Here is an 18,825-nt window from a genome sequence, read left to right on the forward strand (position 1 = left end):
GCGCAACAAAGGCGCTCCGTTCAGCCCCTCCCAAGGACTCCCCGATGCGTTTCCTCCCGATCGCCGTTTCCGCCCTTGCCCTGGCCTTGCCCGCAACGGCACACGCGCAGGCGCTGCCCACTACCCCGGCGGGACAGGAAGCGCTGGAGATCCTGAAGGAAGCGATCGAGGTGCCCACCGTTGCCGGGCGCGGCAATGTGCCCAAGCTGGTGGAGAAGCTCACCGCGCGTCTCATGGCGGCCGGTTTCGATCCGAAGGACATTTCCTTCACTCCGGTCGACGGCACCGATACCGGCTATTTCATTGCCCGCTATCCGGGCAAGGACCGCAAGGCCAAGCCGGTGGTGGTGAACGTCCACCTCGACGTGGTGGAAGCCAAGCCGGAAGATTGGGAACGCGATCCCTTCAAGGCCGTGGTCGAGAACGGCTACGTCTTCGGGCGCGGTGCTTCGGACAACAAGGGCGATACAGCCATGATGCTGGCCGCCGTGATGAAGCTCAAGCGGTCCGGCTGGGTGCCCTCGCGCGATCTGGTGCTGGGCATTTCGGGCGACGAGGAGACGCTGATGCGCTCCACCGCCAAGCTGGCCGAAACGCTCAGGGACGCCGAAATGGTCATCAATGGCGATGGCGGCGGCGGGGAACTGTCGAACGATTTTCAGCCGATCGTCTACAGCGTGCAGGCGGCCGAGAAGTCCTATGCCGACTTCAAGCTGACCGTCACCGACGAAGGTGGCCATTCCAGCCGCCCCGGCAGCTTCAATGCCATCGGCGCCATGTCGCGCGCGCTGGCCAAGGTCGATGCCTATCGCTTCCCGCCGCAACTCAGCCCGCTGACCAAGGCCTATTGGGAAGGGACAGCGCCCAATGCGCCCGAGGAAGTGGCGGAAGCGATGGTGGCCTTCGCCGCCGATCCGAACAACACCGCCGCGGCCGAGCGCCTCTCGGCCCGCCCGGAATATGTCGGCCTGGTGCGCACTACCTGCGTGCCGACCATGGTGAATGGCGGCCACGCGGCCAATGCCCTGCCTCAGTCGGTCACCGCGAATATCAATTGCCGCATCTTCCCCGGCACGTCCCGCGTTCAGGCGGGCGAGATCCTCAAGCAAGTGATCGACGATCCCCGCATCACGCTGGAAATGATGGACGATGGCTCGATCGAGTCGCCCGAAAGCCCGCTGCGCAAGGACATGATGGATGCCATCACCAAGGCCGTGCACCAGCGCGCGCCGGGGCTCACCGTGGTGCCGCAGATGAGCGCCGGGGCGAGCGATTCGATGTATTTCCGGGCACTCGGCATTCCCAGCTATGGCGTTTCGGCGATCTTCATGCGGCCGGACGATGAATTCGCCCATGGCCTGAACGAACGTCTGCCCGTCGCCACGATCGATCCCGGCGTGAAGCAGTGGGAGACCCTTCTGCGCGAGATCCTGAAGTAAGCGGCCCCGAACTCAGACAAAGCACTCCGAACATGCCCGCCACTCCCGCCTGGCCGCCGCGCAGCGCGCCGCGCCTGTTCGTTCCCGGTCCGCTCGCGGCCGGGACTGCTGTGACCTTGCACGGCAATCCGGCGAATTATCTCGCCCGGGTGATGCGCGTGAGCGAAGGCGACATCGTCATCCTGTGCGATGACGAGACCGGCGAATGGGCCGCCCGCGTCGCCTCCACCGGCAAGCGTGACGTGGTGCTGGAAGTGGCCGAACGCCTGCGCGAGCGGGAGGATGTGCCCGACTTCACCCTGTGCGCGGCGCTGCTCAAGAAGGATCGTTTCGACCTCGTGCTGGAAAAAGCCACCGAGCTGGGCGTGCGGGTGATCCAGCCGGTACTCACAAGGCGCTGCGTGGCCGACAAGCTCAATCTGGAGCGAGCCCGTGCGCTGGTGGCGGAAGCGGCGGAGCAATGCGCCCGCACTGCCCTGCCCCGCATTGCCGAGCCAGTGAAGCTCGACGCCTTGCTCAAGGGCTGGGAAGATGGCCGAGTGCTGTTCTTCGCCGATGAGCTGGGCGGCGATCCCGCCCATGCTGCCTTCGCCGCGAAACAGGCCCCTGCCGCCCTTCTGATCGGCCCGGAAGGCGGCTTCGACGATACCGAACGCGAGGCGATCCGCGCCCATCCTGCGGCAAAAGCAATCACCCTTGGCCCCCGCATCCTGCGCGGCGAAACGGCAGCGATTGCCGCCACCGCCCTATGGATGGCAGCGGCCGGAGACTGGCAAGAATGACACTGACAATTTGCGCTGGCGCAGCGCCCTTTAGTGCCCTAACGGCGCCGCTATGAGCACGCGCACAGCGTCAGATGGAGAGGAGCGGCTGATCGAAAGCCGCGACCAACTCGTCGCCCCCATGCAGGCCGGCGAGAAGCCGGTCAGCGCCTGGCGGATCGGGACGGAGCACGAGAAACTCGTCTTCGCCCAAAGCGATCACCACGCCCCTTCCTACGAGGAAAAGGGCGGCATTCGCGACATGCTGCTGGCCCTCAGGGAATATGGCTGGGAACCGGTGGAGGAAGGCGACAACGTCATCGCCATGTCCGGCGCCGACGGGGCGATCAGCCTCGAACCGGCCGGCCAGCTGGAGCTTTCCGGAGCGCCGCTGGAGAACCTGCACCAGACCTGCGCCGAAACCGGCCGCCATGTGGGGCAGGTGAAGGAAATCGGCGAAAAGTTCGGTGTCGGCTTCCTGGGCCTGGGCATGTGGCCCGACAAGACCCGCGAAGAACTGCCCGTCATGCCCAAGGGCCGCTATGCCATCATGATGCGGCACATGCCGCGCGTTGGCACGATGGGCCTCGACATGATGCTGCGCACCTGCACCATCCAGGTCAATCTGGACTATGGTAGCGAAGCGGACATGGTGAAGAAGTTCCGCACCAGCCTGGCACTGCAGCCGCTGGCCACTGCGCTGTTCGCCAATTCGCCTTTCACCGAAGGCAAGCCCAATGGCTTCCTTTCCTATCGCAGCCACATCTGGTCGGACACCGATCCGCAGCGCACCGGCATGCTGCCCTTCGTGTTTGAGGATGGCTTCGGTTACGAACGCTATGTCGATTACATGCTCGACGTGCCGATGTATTTCGTCTTCCGCGACGGGAAATATATCGATGCTGCGGGCCAGAGCTTCCGCGACTTCCTGAGGGGCGAACTGCCCGCCCTGCCCGGCGAATTGCCGACCGAGGACGACTGGCAGGATCACCTGTCCACCGCCTTCCCCGAGGTCCGCCTCAAGAGCTTCCTCGAAATGCGCGGCGCCGATGGCGGGCCGTGGGGCCGCATCTGCGCGCTTCCCGCATTGTGGGTGGGCTTGCTCTACGATCAGGGCGCGCTAGACGCCGCATGGGACTTGGTGAAGGACTGGACGATGGAAGAGCGTGAGGCCCTGCGCAATGCAGTGCCCAAGCACGCGCTGGATGCGCCCATCCCCGGAGGCCGCAAGCTGAAGGACATCGCCCGCGAAGTGCTTGAAATCGCACGCTCCGGCCTCTCCGCGCGCGCAAAGCTCAACGCAGCCGGTGACAATGAGACTGGCTATCTGAACGAATTGTTCGAGATCGCCGAAAGCGGCATCGTTCCGGCGCAGCGCCTGCTGAACCTCTATAACGGCCCGTGGGGCAGCGACATCACGCGGGTGTACGAAGAGAGCTTCTGATTTCTTTTGTCGTCCCGGGCTTGACCCGGGACCGCTGTCATCCGGGCGCACTTGGCCAGCGATCCCGGCCTTCGTCGGGATGACGAACGGCGCAGCCGTTACTCCGCCGGCTGCAAGGCCACGGGCGGACGGCGACGGAACCGGAGCAGGACCTTGCGCAGCCGGCTGGTGATGAGGCCGTGCTCGGCCATCCAATCGTAATATTCGCGATATTTCGGGTCTTCCGCCAGCAGATGGGCCTCTTCGGTGCGGGCGCGCCAGTAATAGACCCCGCTGACGCAGGCGAGGAAGAAGGTGTTGCGCACCACGTCCACCAGCGAACCATTGGTGACAAAGAAGGGCAGTGTAGAGCACCACCAGAACAGGTTCTTCGCCAGATAGGCCGGATGGCGCGTGAAGCGATAGGGCCCGTTGGTCAGCACTCCGCGATAGGTGAGGTTGGAAAAGCGGATACCGAAGGCCACTGTCGCCCAGGCATAGACTGCCGTCAGGAAGCCCAGCCAGGCCGCCCACACCCACATCAGGGTGGCATGGCCCTGGAACCAGTAAGCCCAGTCCGCCGTGTGATATTCGTAGCCGATCACCCCGTCATTCGACATCACACCCCAGACGAAGGGCGGATAGCACATCAATGCCGCCAGCCAGCCGGCGAGGAAGGGATTGCCGCTGCGTATATGGGCATCGAGCGGGCGCAGGGTGAAGAGATAACCGACCGTGCCGATCTGCACGTCGATCAAGAACAGCAGTTCGAACAGTACGCCGCCAAACCGCCCTGGATTATCGAGCAGCGCGGGAATGTCGGCATTCACGATATTGGCGAAGCCCGGCGGCAGGATGGAGATCATGAAGGCGCCGAAGAAGGCCTTGATCGCCCATGCGCGCCAGTGCTTCTTCACCTGCTCCGCATCCCACGCTTCGCGCCCGATCAGCATGGCTCCGAAATGCCAGGCCCCATCGCGCGGATTCACCAGCACACGATTGAGCCACAGCACATAGGGAACGGACAGCACGAAGAGCGGGATGGCCGAAACGCCGATCACTTCCATCGCGAAGAGATATTGCCCGTCCCAATACCAGCGGCACACGCAATAGAGGAAACCGATGATCGCCCAGGTGGACCAGAGCCCCGCCAGCTTGGTGACGGAAATTTCGATCACATCCGAAAGCGGGCGTGGATTCTTCCAGTCGATGCCAGTCGACGGGCGCAGATGGACCTTCTCCACCAGCACCGACCATGCTGCCATCAGAACGCCGATGAGCAGCATGGATGCAAGGGCGGCATAGGCGCCGGACATACGCTCGCGCGGGCCGGGAAGGTTCAGCGCATCGGCGATCTGCGGCCAGTTGCGGCAGATCGCGATCCAGACGAACAGCCCCAGCAAGCCAACCAGCCCCACCCAGGGCGAAACGTCGCTCCGGGGCGGCCTTGTGGCGGCAATGGGGGCAGGTTCGGGACGCGCGCTCATGCCATGGGCGCATAGGGGAAAAGGGTTAAGGGGCGGGTAACGCCCCTGTCACTCCCGCGGTTCACCCGGCCCGAGGCCAATCAGCGGTAGGCGCGGATCGTCCCGTCGTCGTCCAGGATATACAGCGTCTGGTTGGCCAGGATCGGCGCCAGCGAGACCGGCGTCTTAAGGTTGCGGAACGGCGTAGGCGTTCCGGTCATCACATCCAGCGTCAGCACTTCACCGCGCGAGCTGGCGACCCACAGCTTGTTCCCTGCCAGAACCGGGCCGGTCCAGAAGATGCGGTCGGTCCGCTTCTTGGGCTTCTTCCATTCCTGCAACTGGGTCAGCCAGCGCACCTTGCCGTTGCTGCGGGCAATGGCCAGCATGCGGGCATCGTCGGTCAGGGTGAAGATCCATTCGCCGGCAAGCGCCGGAGTGGAAATGCCCGCCAGGTTAAGCTCCCAGATGCGCTGGCCGGTGACCAGTTCATAGGCAGCCATGCGGCCGCCCTGCCCCAGTGCATAGACGCGGCCCGAATCGATGATCGGATCGGCGTCCACGTCGGTCAGCGCGCCCACTTCGGTGGAGATATTGGTGCGCGAAAGCGCGTCAGCCCAAACCTCGCGGCCGTTCTCATAGCGATAGGCCGCCAGCTCGCCCGAGCTGTAACCGGCGATCACGGTGCCCTGCCCGGCCGCCGGGGCGGCAACGCCGAACACACCCGCCTGGCCGACCGAACCGGATTCATTCCACGAAACCGTGCCGTCCGCCGGGTTCAGCGCGATGATCTGGTTATCCTGCGTCATCACGAAGATCGTGTTGAACGCGATGGTAGGCGCACCACGCAGCGGGCCCGAGGGCTTCACGGACCACAGTTGCTTGCCACTCGCCGCATCCAGCGCGACCACATCGCCCACGCCATTGGTGGCATAGACGCGATCGTTCGAATAGCTGACGCCGCCGCCAAAGGCCGAGCTTTCGACCTTGCCGGGAACCGGCATCTTGTAGGTCCATTTCTGGCTGCCGGTATTGGCGTCCAGTGCGTGAACCACGGCATCGGTATCGACCACGTAAAGCGTGCCGCCACCGACAACCGGAGAAGCCGCCAGACGACGCTTCTTGCCCGAACCGGCAATCCGCGCGGTCCACAATTCGGTGGGATTGGCTGCGATGGCGAGATGACCGTAGCTCTTGGAAGCTGTACCGCCTGCCTGGCTCCAATCGGCATTCACCTGCGGCGCGGGAACCACCACCGAAGTTGCGGAGAGTGCGGGGTCGACAGTCGTCCCAGCCTCGATCCGCGAGAGAATCGGCACGCGATTGCCGACGGTGGGCGTCTTGGGCTTGTCCTTGCCGCCGAAAACACCACAGGCCGACAGCGCGGTGGCCATCACGACCAGCATGGGGAGCGCCACCAGGCGCCGGGTAGAGATGCGGTTCATAGGCTTTATCATTCTCGCAACTGTTACTGCGCCGCCGCGGGCTCTTCACCCTCCCGGCGCAGGTCCTTCAGCGTCTCGTCGACATCCACGATGGCATCGACGCCCATCATCCCCGCAAGCTGTCGCGCCCGTGAACGCAGCGAATCGGGGGCATTCTCATCCTTGGCAATCTCGGCAAAAAGCGGCCCGGCGAGGTCCGGCTTGCCCATGTCGAGATAGGCCGCGCCCAGCAACTCGCCCGCGCTGCCGAAATAAGGCGTGCCGGGCTTTGCGAGCGGCTTGAGCTTTTCGACCACTTCCGCAGGTTTCATCTTGTCGTAATTGATCGAGATCTGACGGATCGTGGCGAGATTGCGATAGGGGTCCGGAACGCCGCCATCATTGGCGACTTCGCCATAAAGGCGCGCGGCTTCCACCATCTTGTTCTGGCGCACGGCAACACTGGCGCGCATCAGTTTGGCCACGGCGGCGGCACCGTCACCACCATCCTTTTCCAGCTTTTCGAGCGCCTTGGCCGCCGTATCGTTATTCCCGGCATCGAACTGATCGAGCGCCTTGACCAGCTCTTCGGACACTTCGTCGTGCCCGCCTTCGCTATATTCGGTCCACAGCAGCCAGCCGCCGAACAGCGCGAGGCCGCCGATCACCACGCCGGCAACCTGCTTGCCATAGTTCTTCGCGAAATAGGCGAACTGATCCTGACGCAGCGCATCGTCGACTTCGCGCAGCAGCGCATCCTGCTGCTTCGAGTCGCGATCAGCACGCTTTTCGGCATCGGTCTTGGGGGTAGTCGGTGTAAGAGCCACGCGGGAGCCTTCTGCTCGGTGAATTCCTTGTTTCGGGGGCTGTTTAGGGGCCTCGCGGCGATACCGCAATGGCGGATACCCGCCCATCCTCAACTGGGGCAGAACCGTGCCGCTTCCCGGGTGAACCGACCATTAAGCACAAGGCCATTCAGCGCGGGCCGTGTTCCTCGATCGCACCGGCGTAAAGCGCGTGATATGCGGCCAGCATCGCGCCCTCATCATAGGATTCCCGGGCCTTTTCCCAGTTGGCCTGCCCGATTGCCTGCCGCAACGCAGGATCGGCGGCCAAGGCAGCGAAAGCCCCGGCAAGCGCGGCTTCGTCTCCCTTAGGCACGATGTAAGGCGCATTCTTCTTCGCGACCATCTGCGCCACATCGCCCACCTGCGGCGCCGCGACTGGCAAACCGGCCGCCATTGCCTCCACCACGGAAATCGGAAACTGCTCGCTCCTCGACGACAGGGCGAAGATATCGAAGAGGCCCACCACCTTGGCAGGATCGGGCGCAAAGCCCGGCAGATGGACGCGCGTGGCAACTCCCAGGCGGCGCGCTTCATCCAGAATCGCCTCGCGTTCCGGCCCATCCCCCAGGATAACGAGCCGCCATTCGGGCGGAAGCGGCGCGAAGGCCCGCACCATGGCGGGCAGGTCCTTTACCGCACGCAACCCAGCCAGCGTGCCGATCCACTTCTCGCCCTCACCCTTCACCAGCCCCGGCAAGGCATCCGGCGCAGGCAGCACGGCATAGGCTGCAGTGGGAATGCCATTGGCGATGCGGTGAACCCGGCGGGCGGGCTGATGCCACACCTCGCGGGCGATCCGCTCCAGCCGGAACGAGGGGACGACCAGCGCCGAAGCCCGCCGCAAGGCCAGACGGCGATAGATATTGCGGCGTGTCTTGAGGCGCTCGGCCTCGTCGGAATTGAAGCCATCCTCATGGTGGATCAAGGGTGGCAGCCCCAGCGATCGCGCGAACAGGCCGTGCGCCATCACTGCATCCATCGCGCCCCAATTATAGGTGAGCACGAGGTCGAAACCCGCCATCGCGCGCGCCAATTCCTTGAGGCGTCCCAGCGCGGGCGATCCGACAAGCGAGGGGAAATTACCCGGATAATCGACTGTTATAGCGCTGGAAATCAGCTTCGCCGCAGCCATCGCGCCGCGCTCCGCCGAGACGATGGTATGCGCAAATTCACTCCCGAAGGCGTTGATCAGGCGAACGCAGCGCACTTCCTTCCCGCCCGCATCGAAACTCGAATGCAAGTGCAGGACGCGCCTGGCGTTCATTCGACCTTCGCCAGCAGCCGGGCAATCGCCGCGACTGCTTCCGGTTCGGCCAGTGTGGGCGGGTGGCCCACGCGCTTGAGGGTCAGCGTTTCGGTGCCTGGCACTTCCTTCGCCATGCGCTTCAATGTCGCGGCCGAAAGAAGGTCAGACAACGCCCCCCTGATCGCCAGCACTGGCCGCCCCGCCAAGGCCCGATAGGCCGGCCAGAGATCGAAATCCGCATTGGCCGCAGGCGCATTGAAGGGCTCGGCGATCTTCATGTCGTAATCGAAAGCGATACGACCATTGCCGCCGACAGCCATCACGCGCTTGGCCATGGCCAGCCAGTCGGTGATCGCAAAATCGGGGAAGATGGCCCCGCCCGATTCTTTCAGCGCCCGTGCCGCATGCATCCAGGTGGGAAAACTGCGCCCCTGCCCGACATATTCGCGGATACGCGCGACACCTGCCGGCTCCAGCACTGGCCCGATGTCGTTGAGCACTGCTCCGGCGATCCGCTCCGCCCCGCCCGCGGCAAGCAGCATGGTGAGAATGCCGCCCAGCGAAGTGCCGATTGCGACAAAACGCGCAATCCCCGCCTGATCGAGCAGCGCATCGATATCCGCGACATATTGCAACGGATTATAAGTCGCCGAATCCTTCGAGTAATCGCTCTCGCCCCGGCCGCGCAGATCCAGGCAAATCATGCGCCAATCGCCGGCAAAAGCCTCCGCGACAGGCTCGAAATCGCGGGCATTGCGGGTGAGACCCGGCAGGCAGAGCAACGGTGGCCGATCGGCCCGCCCGGGATAATCGCGATAATGCAGCTTGAGGCCGTCAGGCGAGGTCCAGAACCCGTCCTGAAAAGCGGCGCCATCTGCCATATTCGCTGCACCCCTTCTCAGCCGGCTCCTTGCGCACGGCCCACCCAGCCCCCACTAGAGCGGGATGCGAGCAGAACCGCCACCAGCCCCCTATAGGGCAGACCCGCAAATCCTCAAGCTCGCCGAATGGCTTGGCGACGAGGTATTTCCAGCCGATTTCCCGAAAGCGGAACTGCGCTTCCGCAACCGCCGGTGGGACCGTGCAGTCGGCCTCGATGTGCTTTCCGACGAGCAATGGGTCCGCCATTTCGGACATTTCGAACCGTTGCCCGATAATCTGCCCCGCCCGCTGGCGCTGCGCTATCATGGGCACCAGTTCCGGGTGTACAATCCCGATCTGGGTGACGGGCGCGGCTTCACTTTTGCCCAATTGCGCGACGGGCCGAATTATGGGCAACCGCCCCGCCTGCTGGATCTGGGCACCAAGGGTTCGGGCCTTACGCCATACAGCCGAACGGCCGATGGCCGCCTCACCCTTAAGGGCGCGGTGCGGGAGATTCTGGCGACCGAGATGCTCGAAGCGCTGGGCGCCTATACCAGCAAGACCTTCTCGGTGATCGAGACCGGGGAAGAACTCTGGCGCGGAGACGAGCCCTCCCCAACCCGCTCCGCCGTGCTCGTGCGGCTGAGCCACAGCCATATCCGCATCGGCACTTTCCAACGCCTTGCCGCCTTCGAGGCAAAGGCGGAGATGGAACAACTGGTATCCTACTGCCTCGAGCAATTCTCCGGCCCGCTGCCGCCAGAAGACGCACCGGGCCGCGATGAACCCGCCGTCATCCTGTTCCATCAGGTAGTGGAACGGCTTGCCGACCTCGCAGCCTCCTACATGGCGGCCGGCTTCGTCCACGGCGTGCTCAACACCGACAATATGAACATCACCGGCGAGAGCTTCGATTACGGACCATGGCGCTGGCTGCCGCGCTGGGAGCCGGGCTTCACGGCCGCCTATTTCGACCAGCAGGGGCTCTATGCCTTTGGACGTCAGGCAGAGGCCATCCACTGGAACTGCGCGCAACTGGCCATAGCTTTGCGGCAATTGAGCGAGGCCCCTCCGCTTGTCGCGGCGTTGGAGCGCTTCCCTGCGCTCTATCATGCATCGATGGCGCGTCGCTTCTGCTGGCGGCTTGGCATTGAATCCCGCGGCGTCGAACAAGACGCCCAACTGATCGCCGCAGCGGAACAGGCCATGCGGGAAGAGGCGACGGGGCCGGACGCATTCTTCTTCGCCTATCGCGGCGGCCGCAAGGCTGGCGGAGCTCTGGGCGAAGTGCTCGCCGCCTATGTCCCCCTCCCTTCGGACCATGACTATTGGGCCGGGGACGCCCCCCAATCGATGCTGATCGAAGAGGTCGAGGCGATCTGGGAAGCGATCGCAAGCCGTGATGACTGGGCGCCGCTTCACGCCAAGGTCGCAGCTTTGCGGCAGATGGGTGAAGCTCTCGGCGAGGTCCCTATTCCCGCGGGTCATCAGCCTCCGACGGTGTGAACGCGCTTAGCCTGTCAGCCCAATCCCAGCTGACCTTCAGGCCCATGGCGAACACAGACAGCAAAAGGCCCGGAGGTTTCCCTCCGGGCCTTTCGTTTGTCGGACCTTGCGGTTCGGATCGGGCTTAGTTGCCCGAACCCGGACCGTAGGTGATTTCGACGCGGCGGTTCTGCAGTTCGCGGACGCCGTCGGCAGTCGGAACCCGCGGGTTCGCTTCACCGAAGCCTTCGCTGCTGATCGCCGAGGACGGGATGCCCTTGCCGACAAGGTAGGTCTGAACCGAAGCGTTGCGGCGGTTCGAGAGGCCTACGTTGTACTGGGTGCTGCCCGAACGGTCAGCATAGCCAGCCAGCATGATCGGAACCGTACCGCAATTGCCATAGGCAGTCACAGCGCTGTCCAGGGTCGTCGCAGCCTCAGGCGTGATGTCCGACTTATCCCAGTCGAAGAACACGATGTACGGGCCCTTGTTGCACACCGGCGGAGGCGGCGGCGGGGGCGGAGGCGGCGGAGGCGGGGGCGGAGGAGGCGGCGGGGGGGGCGGCGGCGGAGGCGGCGGAGGCGTAGCAGCCTTGCCGAATGCCTTCCGAACGCCGAGATTACCCGTATACCCAGCGAAGCCCTGCTCGCCGAACTGCGTGCCGCCCCTCAGGAAGAAGCTCCAGCCATTATTGCCGTTGCTGACGCTGATGCCGCCAAGGATTTCGCCCTGATCGCCTTCGACATTGTAGCCGACAGGCAGCGTCGAACCGTTGCTGAGCAGGTTGGTGACGTAATCACCTTCGAACTCATGCCACCAGTTGCCTTCGATATAGGGCTCAACCACCGTGCCGCTGTCCAACTTGGCAGTGTAGCCCAGACGACCACCCAGGCGAGTACGCAGGCTGTCCGAGTCCAGCACATCGATCCCGGTACCCAGCAGGGTCGGCAGGTCGTTGTCGAACTTGGTATTGCCGTAGCTTACCGTGCCCTTGGGCTCGAAGAACGCGCCGCCCGAACCCAGCGCCAGCTTGTAACCCAGATCAAGGGTAGCACCGAGCGTGGTGTAATGCGTGGTGAAGGCGTCACCGAAGACACCATCGTTCATCGAGTAGTCGAGCGTGCCGAAGTCGGCCTTCACCAGCAGGTCCGCGAAGAACGGACCATCGAGACGAGTGGCATAGGCACCGACCGACCATTGATCATAGGTGATGGCCGTGTTCGACATGTCGAACTTCAAGTCCGACTGCACCCAGCCGCCCAGCACGCCAAACAGCCATGCCCGGTCCTTACCCTTGGCCGACACGCTCTCGCTGCCGAAGTCCACACCCATCTGCAGGCCGAAGAAGTCCTGCGAGATCTGATCGTCGTAAGTGTAGACGCCGCCGCCAGACAGGCCAGAGGGCGCGCCGACGGTGTTCGACATGTCGCGTTCGATGTTGGCGCCGAACACCCGGCCCCACACGCCCGGCGTGACATTCCCGGCCTGGCCTTCCGCGTGGTCACCGAAGCCATTGCGCAGATCGGCATTACGGTCGAGCCAGGTGCCAGTGGTGACGTTCCACAAATTCTGGGCACCATAGGCAATCGTCGAAAGGTCGAAGGCTTCGCGGTCCAGATTGCTGGCCAGCACCCATTCCTCATACCCGTCGGAATTCTTCGGAGTATCGCGGAGATAGGCGTCGAAGCGGAACAGGCCCTTGTCGATACCGCCATCGGTGGTGAAGTCCGGCGTCGAGGTGCTCACGGCCCCGCCCACATAGGCAAAGACGATCGCATCGTCGGCATCGACATATTCACCCGGAACGGCGGCCGAGAGATCGTCGACCGTGAGATGCGTCGTGCCCGAGACATCTCCGCCAATCACCAGATAATCGGCAGAACCATTGGCCTCCAGCTCCGCGTTGAACGCGAAGACCGCAGTGCCTGAGGCGTTATAATTACCCGTGGTCGTCAGGTAATCGTCCGTATCCTCGTCCACCATGTCGATGAGCTTGGCATTGTTGAAATCATCGAGGCCGATGAAGTTCAGCCCGCCATCGACCACGACCTTGCCGGTATTGTCGAAGGTCGCACTGCCCAGCGGATGGATGAACTCGAAGTCATGCTCGTAACCCGTGGCACTGAAAATGCCCGAGTTGGCAATCGCGATATCGCCTTCATCCGACTGGAAGGTCGAGAGCGACGCGTCGACCGCGTTGATCTTGCCGGCATTGTTCAGAACGACATCGCCCAGACCATAGATGGCATTCTCACCCGAGAAGGTCCAATCGCCGGTATTGTTGTTGTCGATCTGCACACTGACGCCGCTGACCGCGTCGGCACCGAGCGCCGCAAGCGCCACGTTGCCGATGATCGAGCCATCATTGTCGATGCCGATGGTGGACGCTTCCGAATAGGCCCAGATCGCCGCACCGCTTTCAGGATCGACTTCGTCGGTGGTGATGATGCCGTTCACGCCATTGGCGAGCGAGAGCGAACCGTCGCTCCACGACATGACGGTGGCGAACAGATCGCCATCGCCCTGAAGCAGGCCGTCATTGACGATGGAGATATCGTCCACCGCGACCGGATCGGCATCATTGGCAACTGCGAACACCGCTGCGCCGAGCGCGTACACTTCCGCATCGGTCGCGTTGGTGATGGTGGTGGCACCCGGCCCGTCATTCAGCACCGAAATGCCGAAGACCGGCGCCGGATTGGCACCTGCACCCACCGTGCCGTTATTGGTCACGATCACGTCGCCGCCACCGAAATTCGCGGCATTGATGCCGATGAAATCGGCTTCGATGTCGGAATTGTTGGTAACGGTGGCGGCACCGGAACCGAAGCTCACGGCGGATGCGCCGATTACCGGCGGATCGATCACTTCGTTGACGGTCACAGTTGCAGCGCCGCCGAACGACGTAGCCGAAGCCCCGAAGAGCCCGTTATCCGCCGTGATCTTGCCGTGCGTGGTGACAATAGCATCGCCGCCGAACGACGTGGCGAGCACACCCGAGCCGTTGGTCGAGGTCACGACGCCGCTGTCGACGGTAGCATCGCCGCCAAAGGCAGTAGCGATGATACCGCTGTCGAGCGAATTCACCGTGCTGTCGGCACCGATGACGATCGCGTCACCGGCGAGCGCCGTGGCACCCACGCCGAAGCCGGCGGTGTTGGTAATGGTATTTTCGCCCAGATCGACAGTGGCCGTGGTACCGGCCAGCGCATTGATACCGGCAAAGCCATTGGCCGTGACGTCGCCGAAGGCAGCGATGTCGACATAGCCGGTCGTCGCGACGGCAAAGATACCCGAACCGTTGGCGGCCGTGACCGTGCCGGATTCGATATCGACATTGGTGCCTGCCAGAGCGAGGACGCCGGTCAGTTCCGAATTCACCGTGCTGTCGGCGCCGAGGATCACCACATCTTCCCCGGCTTCGGCACCCACGCCGATACCGGCGGTGTTGATGACCGTGTTGGTGCCGAGATCGATGTTCACATCGACCGAAGCCAGTCCGTTCACACCGGCGAGGCCATTGGCAGTGATATTGCCATGGAGCACGATATCCGTGTCGCCGCCGAAAGCGCTGGCCAAGATGCCCGAGCCGCTGGTGGAAACGATCGTGCCGCTATCGACCCAGGTGCTGCCGCCAGTGGCGGTCGCGAGAATGCCGGTCAGGCTCGAATTGATCGTGCTGCCCACGCCATCAACGTCCACATCGTCACCTGCGGTGGCGACCACGCCGAAGCCGTAAAGCGCATTCACGGTCTGACCGGTGATGTCGATGTTCACGTCTTCGTCCGCAAGGGCGAAGATGCCGAACAGGCCATCCGCATCGGTCAGATTATGGGTGGTGATGTTGACTTCGCCGCCCAGCGCCACGCCGGTGATCCCGACGCCGGTAATGCCGGTGCCATTGGCGTAGACCGTGCCGGTGTCGATATTCACATCGCCGCCGAACGCAGTGCCGACCACGCCGGCATCGCCGCTGGTCACGATCGAAGTCGCATCCGCATCGATATCGACATTGCCGCCGATGGCCACTGCCAGCAGGCCGACATCGTCAGCTTCAACGCTGACATCGGCCAGCACATCGAGGTCCGCATTGCCGCCAATGGCGAGCGCCGCGGCACCGATATCCGGCGGATCGATATCACCGCCCACGACCGTGGTGGCATTACCGCCCACCGCGATGGAAGCGACGCCGAAGAGGCCGTCATCGACCGAAGTCTTGCCATGGCTGGTTGCGCTGGCATTGCCCCCGATCGCGACAGCCATCACACCGCTGCCTTCGAAGCCGGTCGCACCCGAAGTGTGGACCGTGCCGCTATCGACCGTGGCGTTGCCGTCGATGGCCAGTGCGCCCACGCCGACATACATGGATTCGACATTGGAGCCCGCACCGGTGATCGTTGCGTCACCGCCAAGCGCGACAGCAGTCACGCCTGCGCCATTGAGAGCGGAAACGGTGATATCGTCATCCATCGTGACGAGCGCGTTGCCGCCGGTCGCCAGGGCCGCGATGCCGAACATGCCGTTATCGGCAGTGATGTCGCCATGTGCGGCGATATCGACATCCCCGCTGCCCGTGCCGAGATCCACCGCGATGCCGACCACGCCGCTGCCTTCGAAGCCGGCTGCGGTGGTGTTGACGTCGCCCGCGTCGATATCGACGCCGCCGTCCAGCGCCAGGGCGCCAAGGCCGGTATAGGCCGACGTGACGGTGTAACCGGTGCTATCAATCGCAACATCGCCGCCGAAGGCAACGCCGGAAACGCCGGCGCCGCTCAGCGCATCGACATTACCGCCGATGCCGATATCGACATCGCCGCCAACCGCGACGCCGATCACGCCGAAGTCGCCATTGAGCGTGCCGGTGTAGTCATGCGTGTCGATATCGACGCTACCGCCGATGGCGAGACCGGCAACGCCGATGCCGCCCAGGCCCGAGCCACCCGCATAGACCGTGCCGGTATCGATGTAGACGTCGCCGCCTACGCCGCCGTCCTCAATCGCGGTGCCGACCACGCCAGCGCCGCCGCTGGAAATCCAGGAGCCTGCTGCCTCGATATCGGCATCGCCGCCCACCGAAGCCGCAACCAGGCCGAGTTCGTCGGCAAAGATGTCGACCCCGTCGGCCACGTTGAGATTTGCATCGCCGCCAAAGGCAAGCGAGGCGGCGCCGATCGTCGGCGGATCGATATCCCCGTTGACCGTCACCGTCGACGTGCCGCCGATCGCGATACCGGCAACGCCGAACAGGCCGTTATCGGCAGTCGTCTTGCCATGGCTGGTGACGGTGGCGTTGCCGCCCAGCGCCACGCCGACCACACCGGAATCGTTGAGCGACGTTACCGTGCCGGAGTCGATTTCGACGTTGGTACCAAGACCCAGCACGCCGGTGTTAAGCGAATGAACAGTGCTGCCTTCGCCGTTGATGTCCACATCGCCGAGGGCCGCGCCGATCACGCCGTAACCGCTATCCGCGGTGACCGTGTTTCCGTCGAGATCGATGGTGGCATTGTTCGCCGCGAAGGCACCGACGCCGACGCTGCCGAGCGTGGTGGTATCGCCCTTGGTTTCGATGCCGACATCGCCGGCCAGCGAAAGGCCAAGCACGCCACCGGAAACGCCGAGAACGCCGGCCGAACCGGAGTTCACGTCGCCGGATTCGATATCCACGTTGCCGCCGGCCGAGAAGCCGAGCACGCCGATCCCGCCCGAAATGATGTCGTTCGGATCTTCGAATTCGCCGCCTTCATCGAAGGGGGTTTCCGTGATGATCGCATCGCCCGAGCCGAGATTGATTGCCGATACGCCAACCAGGTTGGCGTGAACTTCGGAATCGTCCAGCGCGTTCGCGCCGACATTCACCGTAGCATCCGACGTACCGCCGAGCACCACCGACATCAGCCCGAAATCGGGGGTGAGGCCGTTGATGTTGCCGCCATCGAGATTGACGGTCGCAGCACCGCTGGTGGACAAGGCAAGCCCCCCAACAGTGCCATTGCCGAGCGTGCCGAAGCCGAGCGTGCCGAGAAGCGAGTCCCCGGTCGCACCGTTGACGTTGACTTCACCGCCGATATTCGCGGTGGCGTTACCACCACCGGTAGCGACCGCGGCCACGCCGAAGCCGGTTGCATTGACGGTGCCGTCAGCAGTGACGGTGGCGTCGCCGGTTCCGGTGTTGAGCGCCATGATACCGACGCCTTCGATGTCGAGGCCCGGAACATGACCCACCTGAGTGGCCGTGCTGCCGGTACCCTGCGTGATCTCGACATCGCCGCTGCCGGTTGCCCAGCCGCCCACGCCGACAGGCAGACCCATGCCGAGATCCGCAGCCTCGGTCGAGGTCTGGCTTGCATCGCCATCAACCTGGATCGTGACGTCACCCGCACCGGCCGCCCGGCCGAACACACCAGCAGCGGTGCCGGTAGCAGAGCCGCCGTCCTCGACCGTCAGTTTGACGTAACCATCGCCACCCGAGGCTTCACCCCACAGGCCAGTACCGGTGCCGGTCGTGCCGAGAACATCGGTGGAAGTGGCTGAGCCGCCAAGTACGCCGTCGACATTGCCGCCGCCGGTCGCGACCAGATGGACCGCATCGCCCGCACTGGCGCTGATCGTGGTTTCAGCCTCGGTTTCGAAATCGATGTCCGAACCTGCGTCGGACGTATCGATATTCACACCGTGGCCGAGGAATACCGTACCGCCAGTACCGCCGGTGATCGAGCCAGACACGAGGTCGAACGTAACGTCTGAATCGATGTCATCGGTTTCAAGGCTGACACCGTGGCCCACTCCGCCAGACACGCCCGTGATCGCCCCCCCGGCGATCGAGCCACCATCGAGCGAGAAGTCGATCCCCGAATTGTCACCATCGGTCGTGACTTCGAAACCGGTGACGTTACCCAAGCCATTATTGACGTTGCCACCCTTGATCGTAACGTCGGTGAGGTCGACGTTCACCGCCGCATCATCCCCCGTCGTCGCGAGATCGACACCGTGTGTCGTGACCGCAGCAGCCGATCCGTTACCGCCGGTTGCAGTGACGTTATCGAGCGTGAAATCGATATCCGACCCGTTTCCGGTAGTAGATATCCCAATACCAAAGCTATTGCCCGCCGCAGCAGTGACGCTACCGCCGGTGAAGCTTGAATCGGTGACATCCAGAGTGACGCCCGCATTCGAACCAGTGCTCGTTGCCCCGAGTCCCATCGTCGAACCGACGGCAATAGTCAGATTGCCACCTTTCGCCGTGGAATTATCCATGTTGATATCAATGGTGGAATCGGCGCCGGTCGTGCCCAGCAGTACGCCGTAAGAACTGCCGCCTGCAGAGTTACCGCCGTTGAACGTGGCACCGGTACCGTTGACGCCCCCCACAACCTCCTGATTCACATCAAATGTGATCGGCGCGCTGGAACCCGAGGTCGTAGCCTGGAAACCATTGCTCGTGCCAAGTGCGTCATTGCCCTCAAAGAACGGCGCCGGTCCCGCACCAACCTGATCGACATTGATATCAAGGTAGTTATTATTTTCATTTGTCGAGATGGATACAGCAGTACTGGACAAAATGCCGCTGCGATCAACCTGGGTGTTATCGAAATTGATGATGATCGCGCCGGCATCATCGGTATTGCCATTGCTATAAGTGATGCCCGTCGAATTGTAGTTCGGATCACCCTGTCCGCACGAAATCGTGTGAACCCCCGACGTGTTCGGAACGCCGCCGCATTCCTCATTCGCCCGCGCTTCATTAAAGAACATGGGCGACGCCAACAACCCTGCGGCCAGCGCGGTGGTTACCGCCAGAGCCTTGCGACTGCGCGCAGCCTTGAGACCCGGCGCAGCCGCGCCGTTCACGACATCACTCTTCATAT

Annotated in this window: 10 protein-coding genes; 4 read left to right on the plus strand and 6 right to left on the minus strand. The window is 63.5% G+C overall.

Annotated elements, in window-relative coordinates:
- The first annotated feature begins 44 nt into the window (after positions 1 to 44).
- Genes WFP36_RS04395 through WFP36_RS04405 form a run of 3 tightly spaced genes read left to right on the plus strand, consistent with a single transcriptional unit; the run spans position 45 to position 3,644 of the window.
- Positions 45 to 1,439 carry a M20/M25/M40 family metallo-hydrolase gene (locus WFP36_RS04395; RefSeq protein WP_336978189.1) on the plus strand — a complete coding sequence of 465 codons (1,395 nt, stop codon included), beginning with the start codon at positions 45 to 47 and terminating at the stop codon, positions 1,437 to 1,439.
- A gap of 32 nt (positions 1,440 to 1,471) precedes the next feature.
- The gene (locus WFP36_RS04400) at positions 1,472 to 2,221 is read left to right on the plus strand and encodes a 16S rRNA (uracil(1498)-N(3))-methyltransferase (RefSeq protein ID WP_336978190.1); all 750 of its coding nucleotides are present in this window, start codon (positions 1,472 to 1,474) and stop codon (positions 2,219 to 2,221) included.
- Between the two features lie 52 nt (positions 2,222 to 2,273).
- Complete coding sequence (locus WFP36_RS04405) at positions 2,274 to 3,644, plus strand: glutamate--cysteine ligase (RefSeq protein WP_336978191.1); 1,371 nt, start codon at positions 2,274 to 2,276, stop codon at positions 3,642 to 3,644.
- Positions 3,645 to 3,742: 98 nt separating this feature from the next.
- On the opposite strand, the gene WFP36_RS04410 is transcribed toward WFP36_RS04405, so the two are convergent.
- The 5 genes from WFP36_RS04410 to WFP36_RS04430 all read right to left on the minus strand — a co-directional run bounded on the left by WFP36_RS04410 (position 3,743) and on the right by WFP36_RS04430 (position 9,488).
- On the minus strand, positions 3,743 to 5,110 hold the full coding sequence (locus WFP36_RS04410) for a methyltransferase family protein (RefSeq protein ID WP_336978192.1): 1,368 nt from the start codon (positions 5,108 to 5,110) through the stop codon (positions 3,743 to 3,745).
- Positions 5,111 to 5,190: 80 nt separating this feature from the next.
- Positions 5,191 to 6,534, minus strand: a complete 1,344-nt coding sequence (locus tag WFP36_RS04415; RefSeq protein WP_336978194.1) for a PQQ-binding-like beta-propeller repeat protein — start codon at positions 6,532 to 6,534, stop codon at positions 5,191 to 5,193.
- Positions 6,535 to 6,557: 23 nt separating this feature from the next.
- Positions 6,558 to 7,340, minus strand: coding sequence for a tetratricopeptide repeat protein (locus tag WFP36_RS04420; protein WP_336978195.1), 783 nt, complete (start codon positions 7,338 to 7,340; stop codon positions 6,558 to 6,560).
- Between the two features lie 148 nt (positions 7,341 to 7,488).
- The gene (locus WFP36_RS04425) at positions 7,489 to 8,625 is read right to left on the minus strand and encodes a glycosyltransferase (protein ID WP_336978197.1); all 1,137 of its coding nucleotides are present in this window, start codon (positions 8,623 to 8,625) and stop codon (positions 7,489 to 7,491) included.
- On the minus strand, positions 8,622 to 9,488 hold the full coding sequence (locus tag WFP36_RS04430) for an alpha/beta fold hydrolase (protein ID WP_336978199.1): 867 nt from the start codon (positions 9,486 to 9,488) through the stop codon (positions 8,622 to 8,624). The genes WFP36_RS04425 and WFP36_RS04430 overlap by 4 nt, the downstream gene beginning before the upstream one ends.
- A gap of 64 nt (positions 9,489 to 9,552) precedes the next feature.
- Between WFP36_RS04430 and WFP36_RS04435 the strand changes: the two genes are divergently transcribed.
- Complete coding sequence (locus tag WFP36_RS04435; protein WP_336978200.1) at positions 9,553 to 10,977, plus strand: protein adenylyltransferase SelO family protein; 1,425 nt, start codon at positions 9,553 to 9,555, stop codon at positions 10,975 to 10,977.
- A 124-nt stretch (positions 10,978 to 11,101) separates the two neighbouring features.
- Here the strand turns inward: WFP36_RS04435 and WFP36_RS04440 are convergent, their stop codons facing one another.
- Positions 11,102 to 18,823: an OmpA family protein gene (locus tag WFP36_RS04440; protein WP_336978712.1), complete on the minus strand. Its 7,722-nt coding sequence runs from the start codon at positions 18,821 to 18,823 to the stop codon at positions 11,102 to 11,104.
- Positions 18,824 to 18,825 lie beyond the last annotated feature (2 nt).

It is taken from the genome of Fulverythrobacter fulvus, assembly GCF_037154085.1.
Lineage (GTDB): Bacteria > Pseudomonadota > Alphaproteobacteria > Sphingomonadales > Sphingomonadaceae > Andeanibacterium > Andeanibacterium fulvum.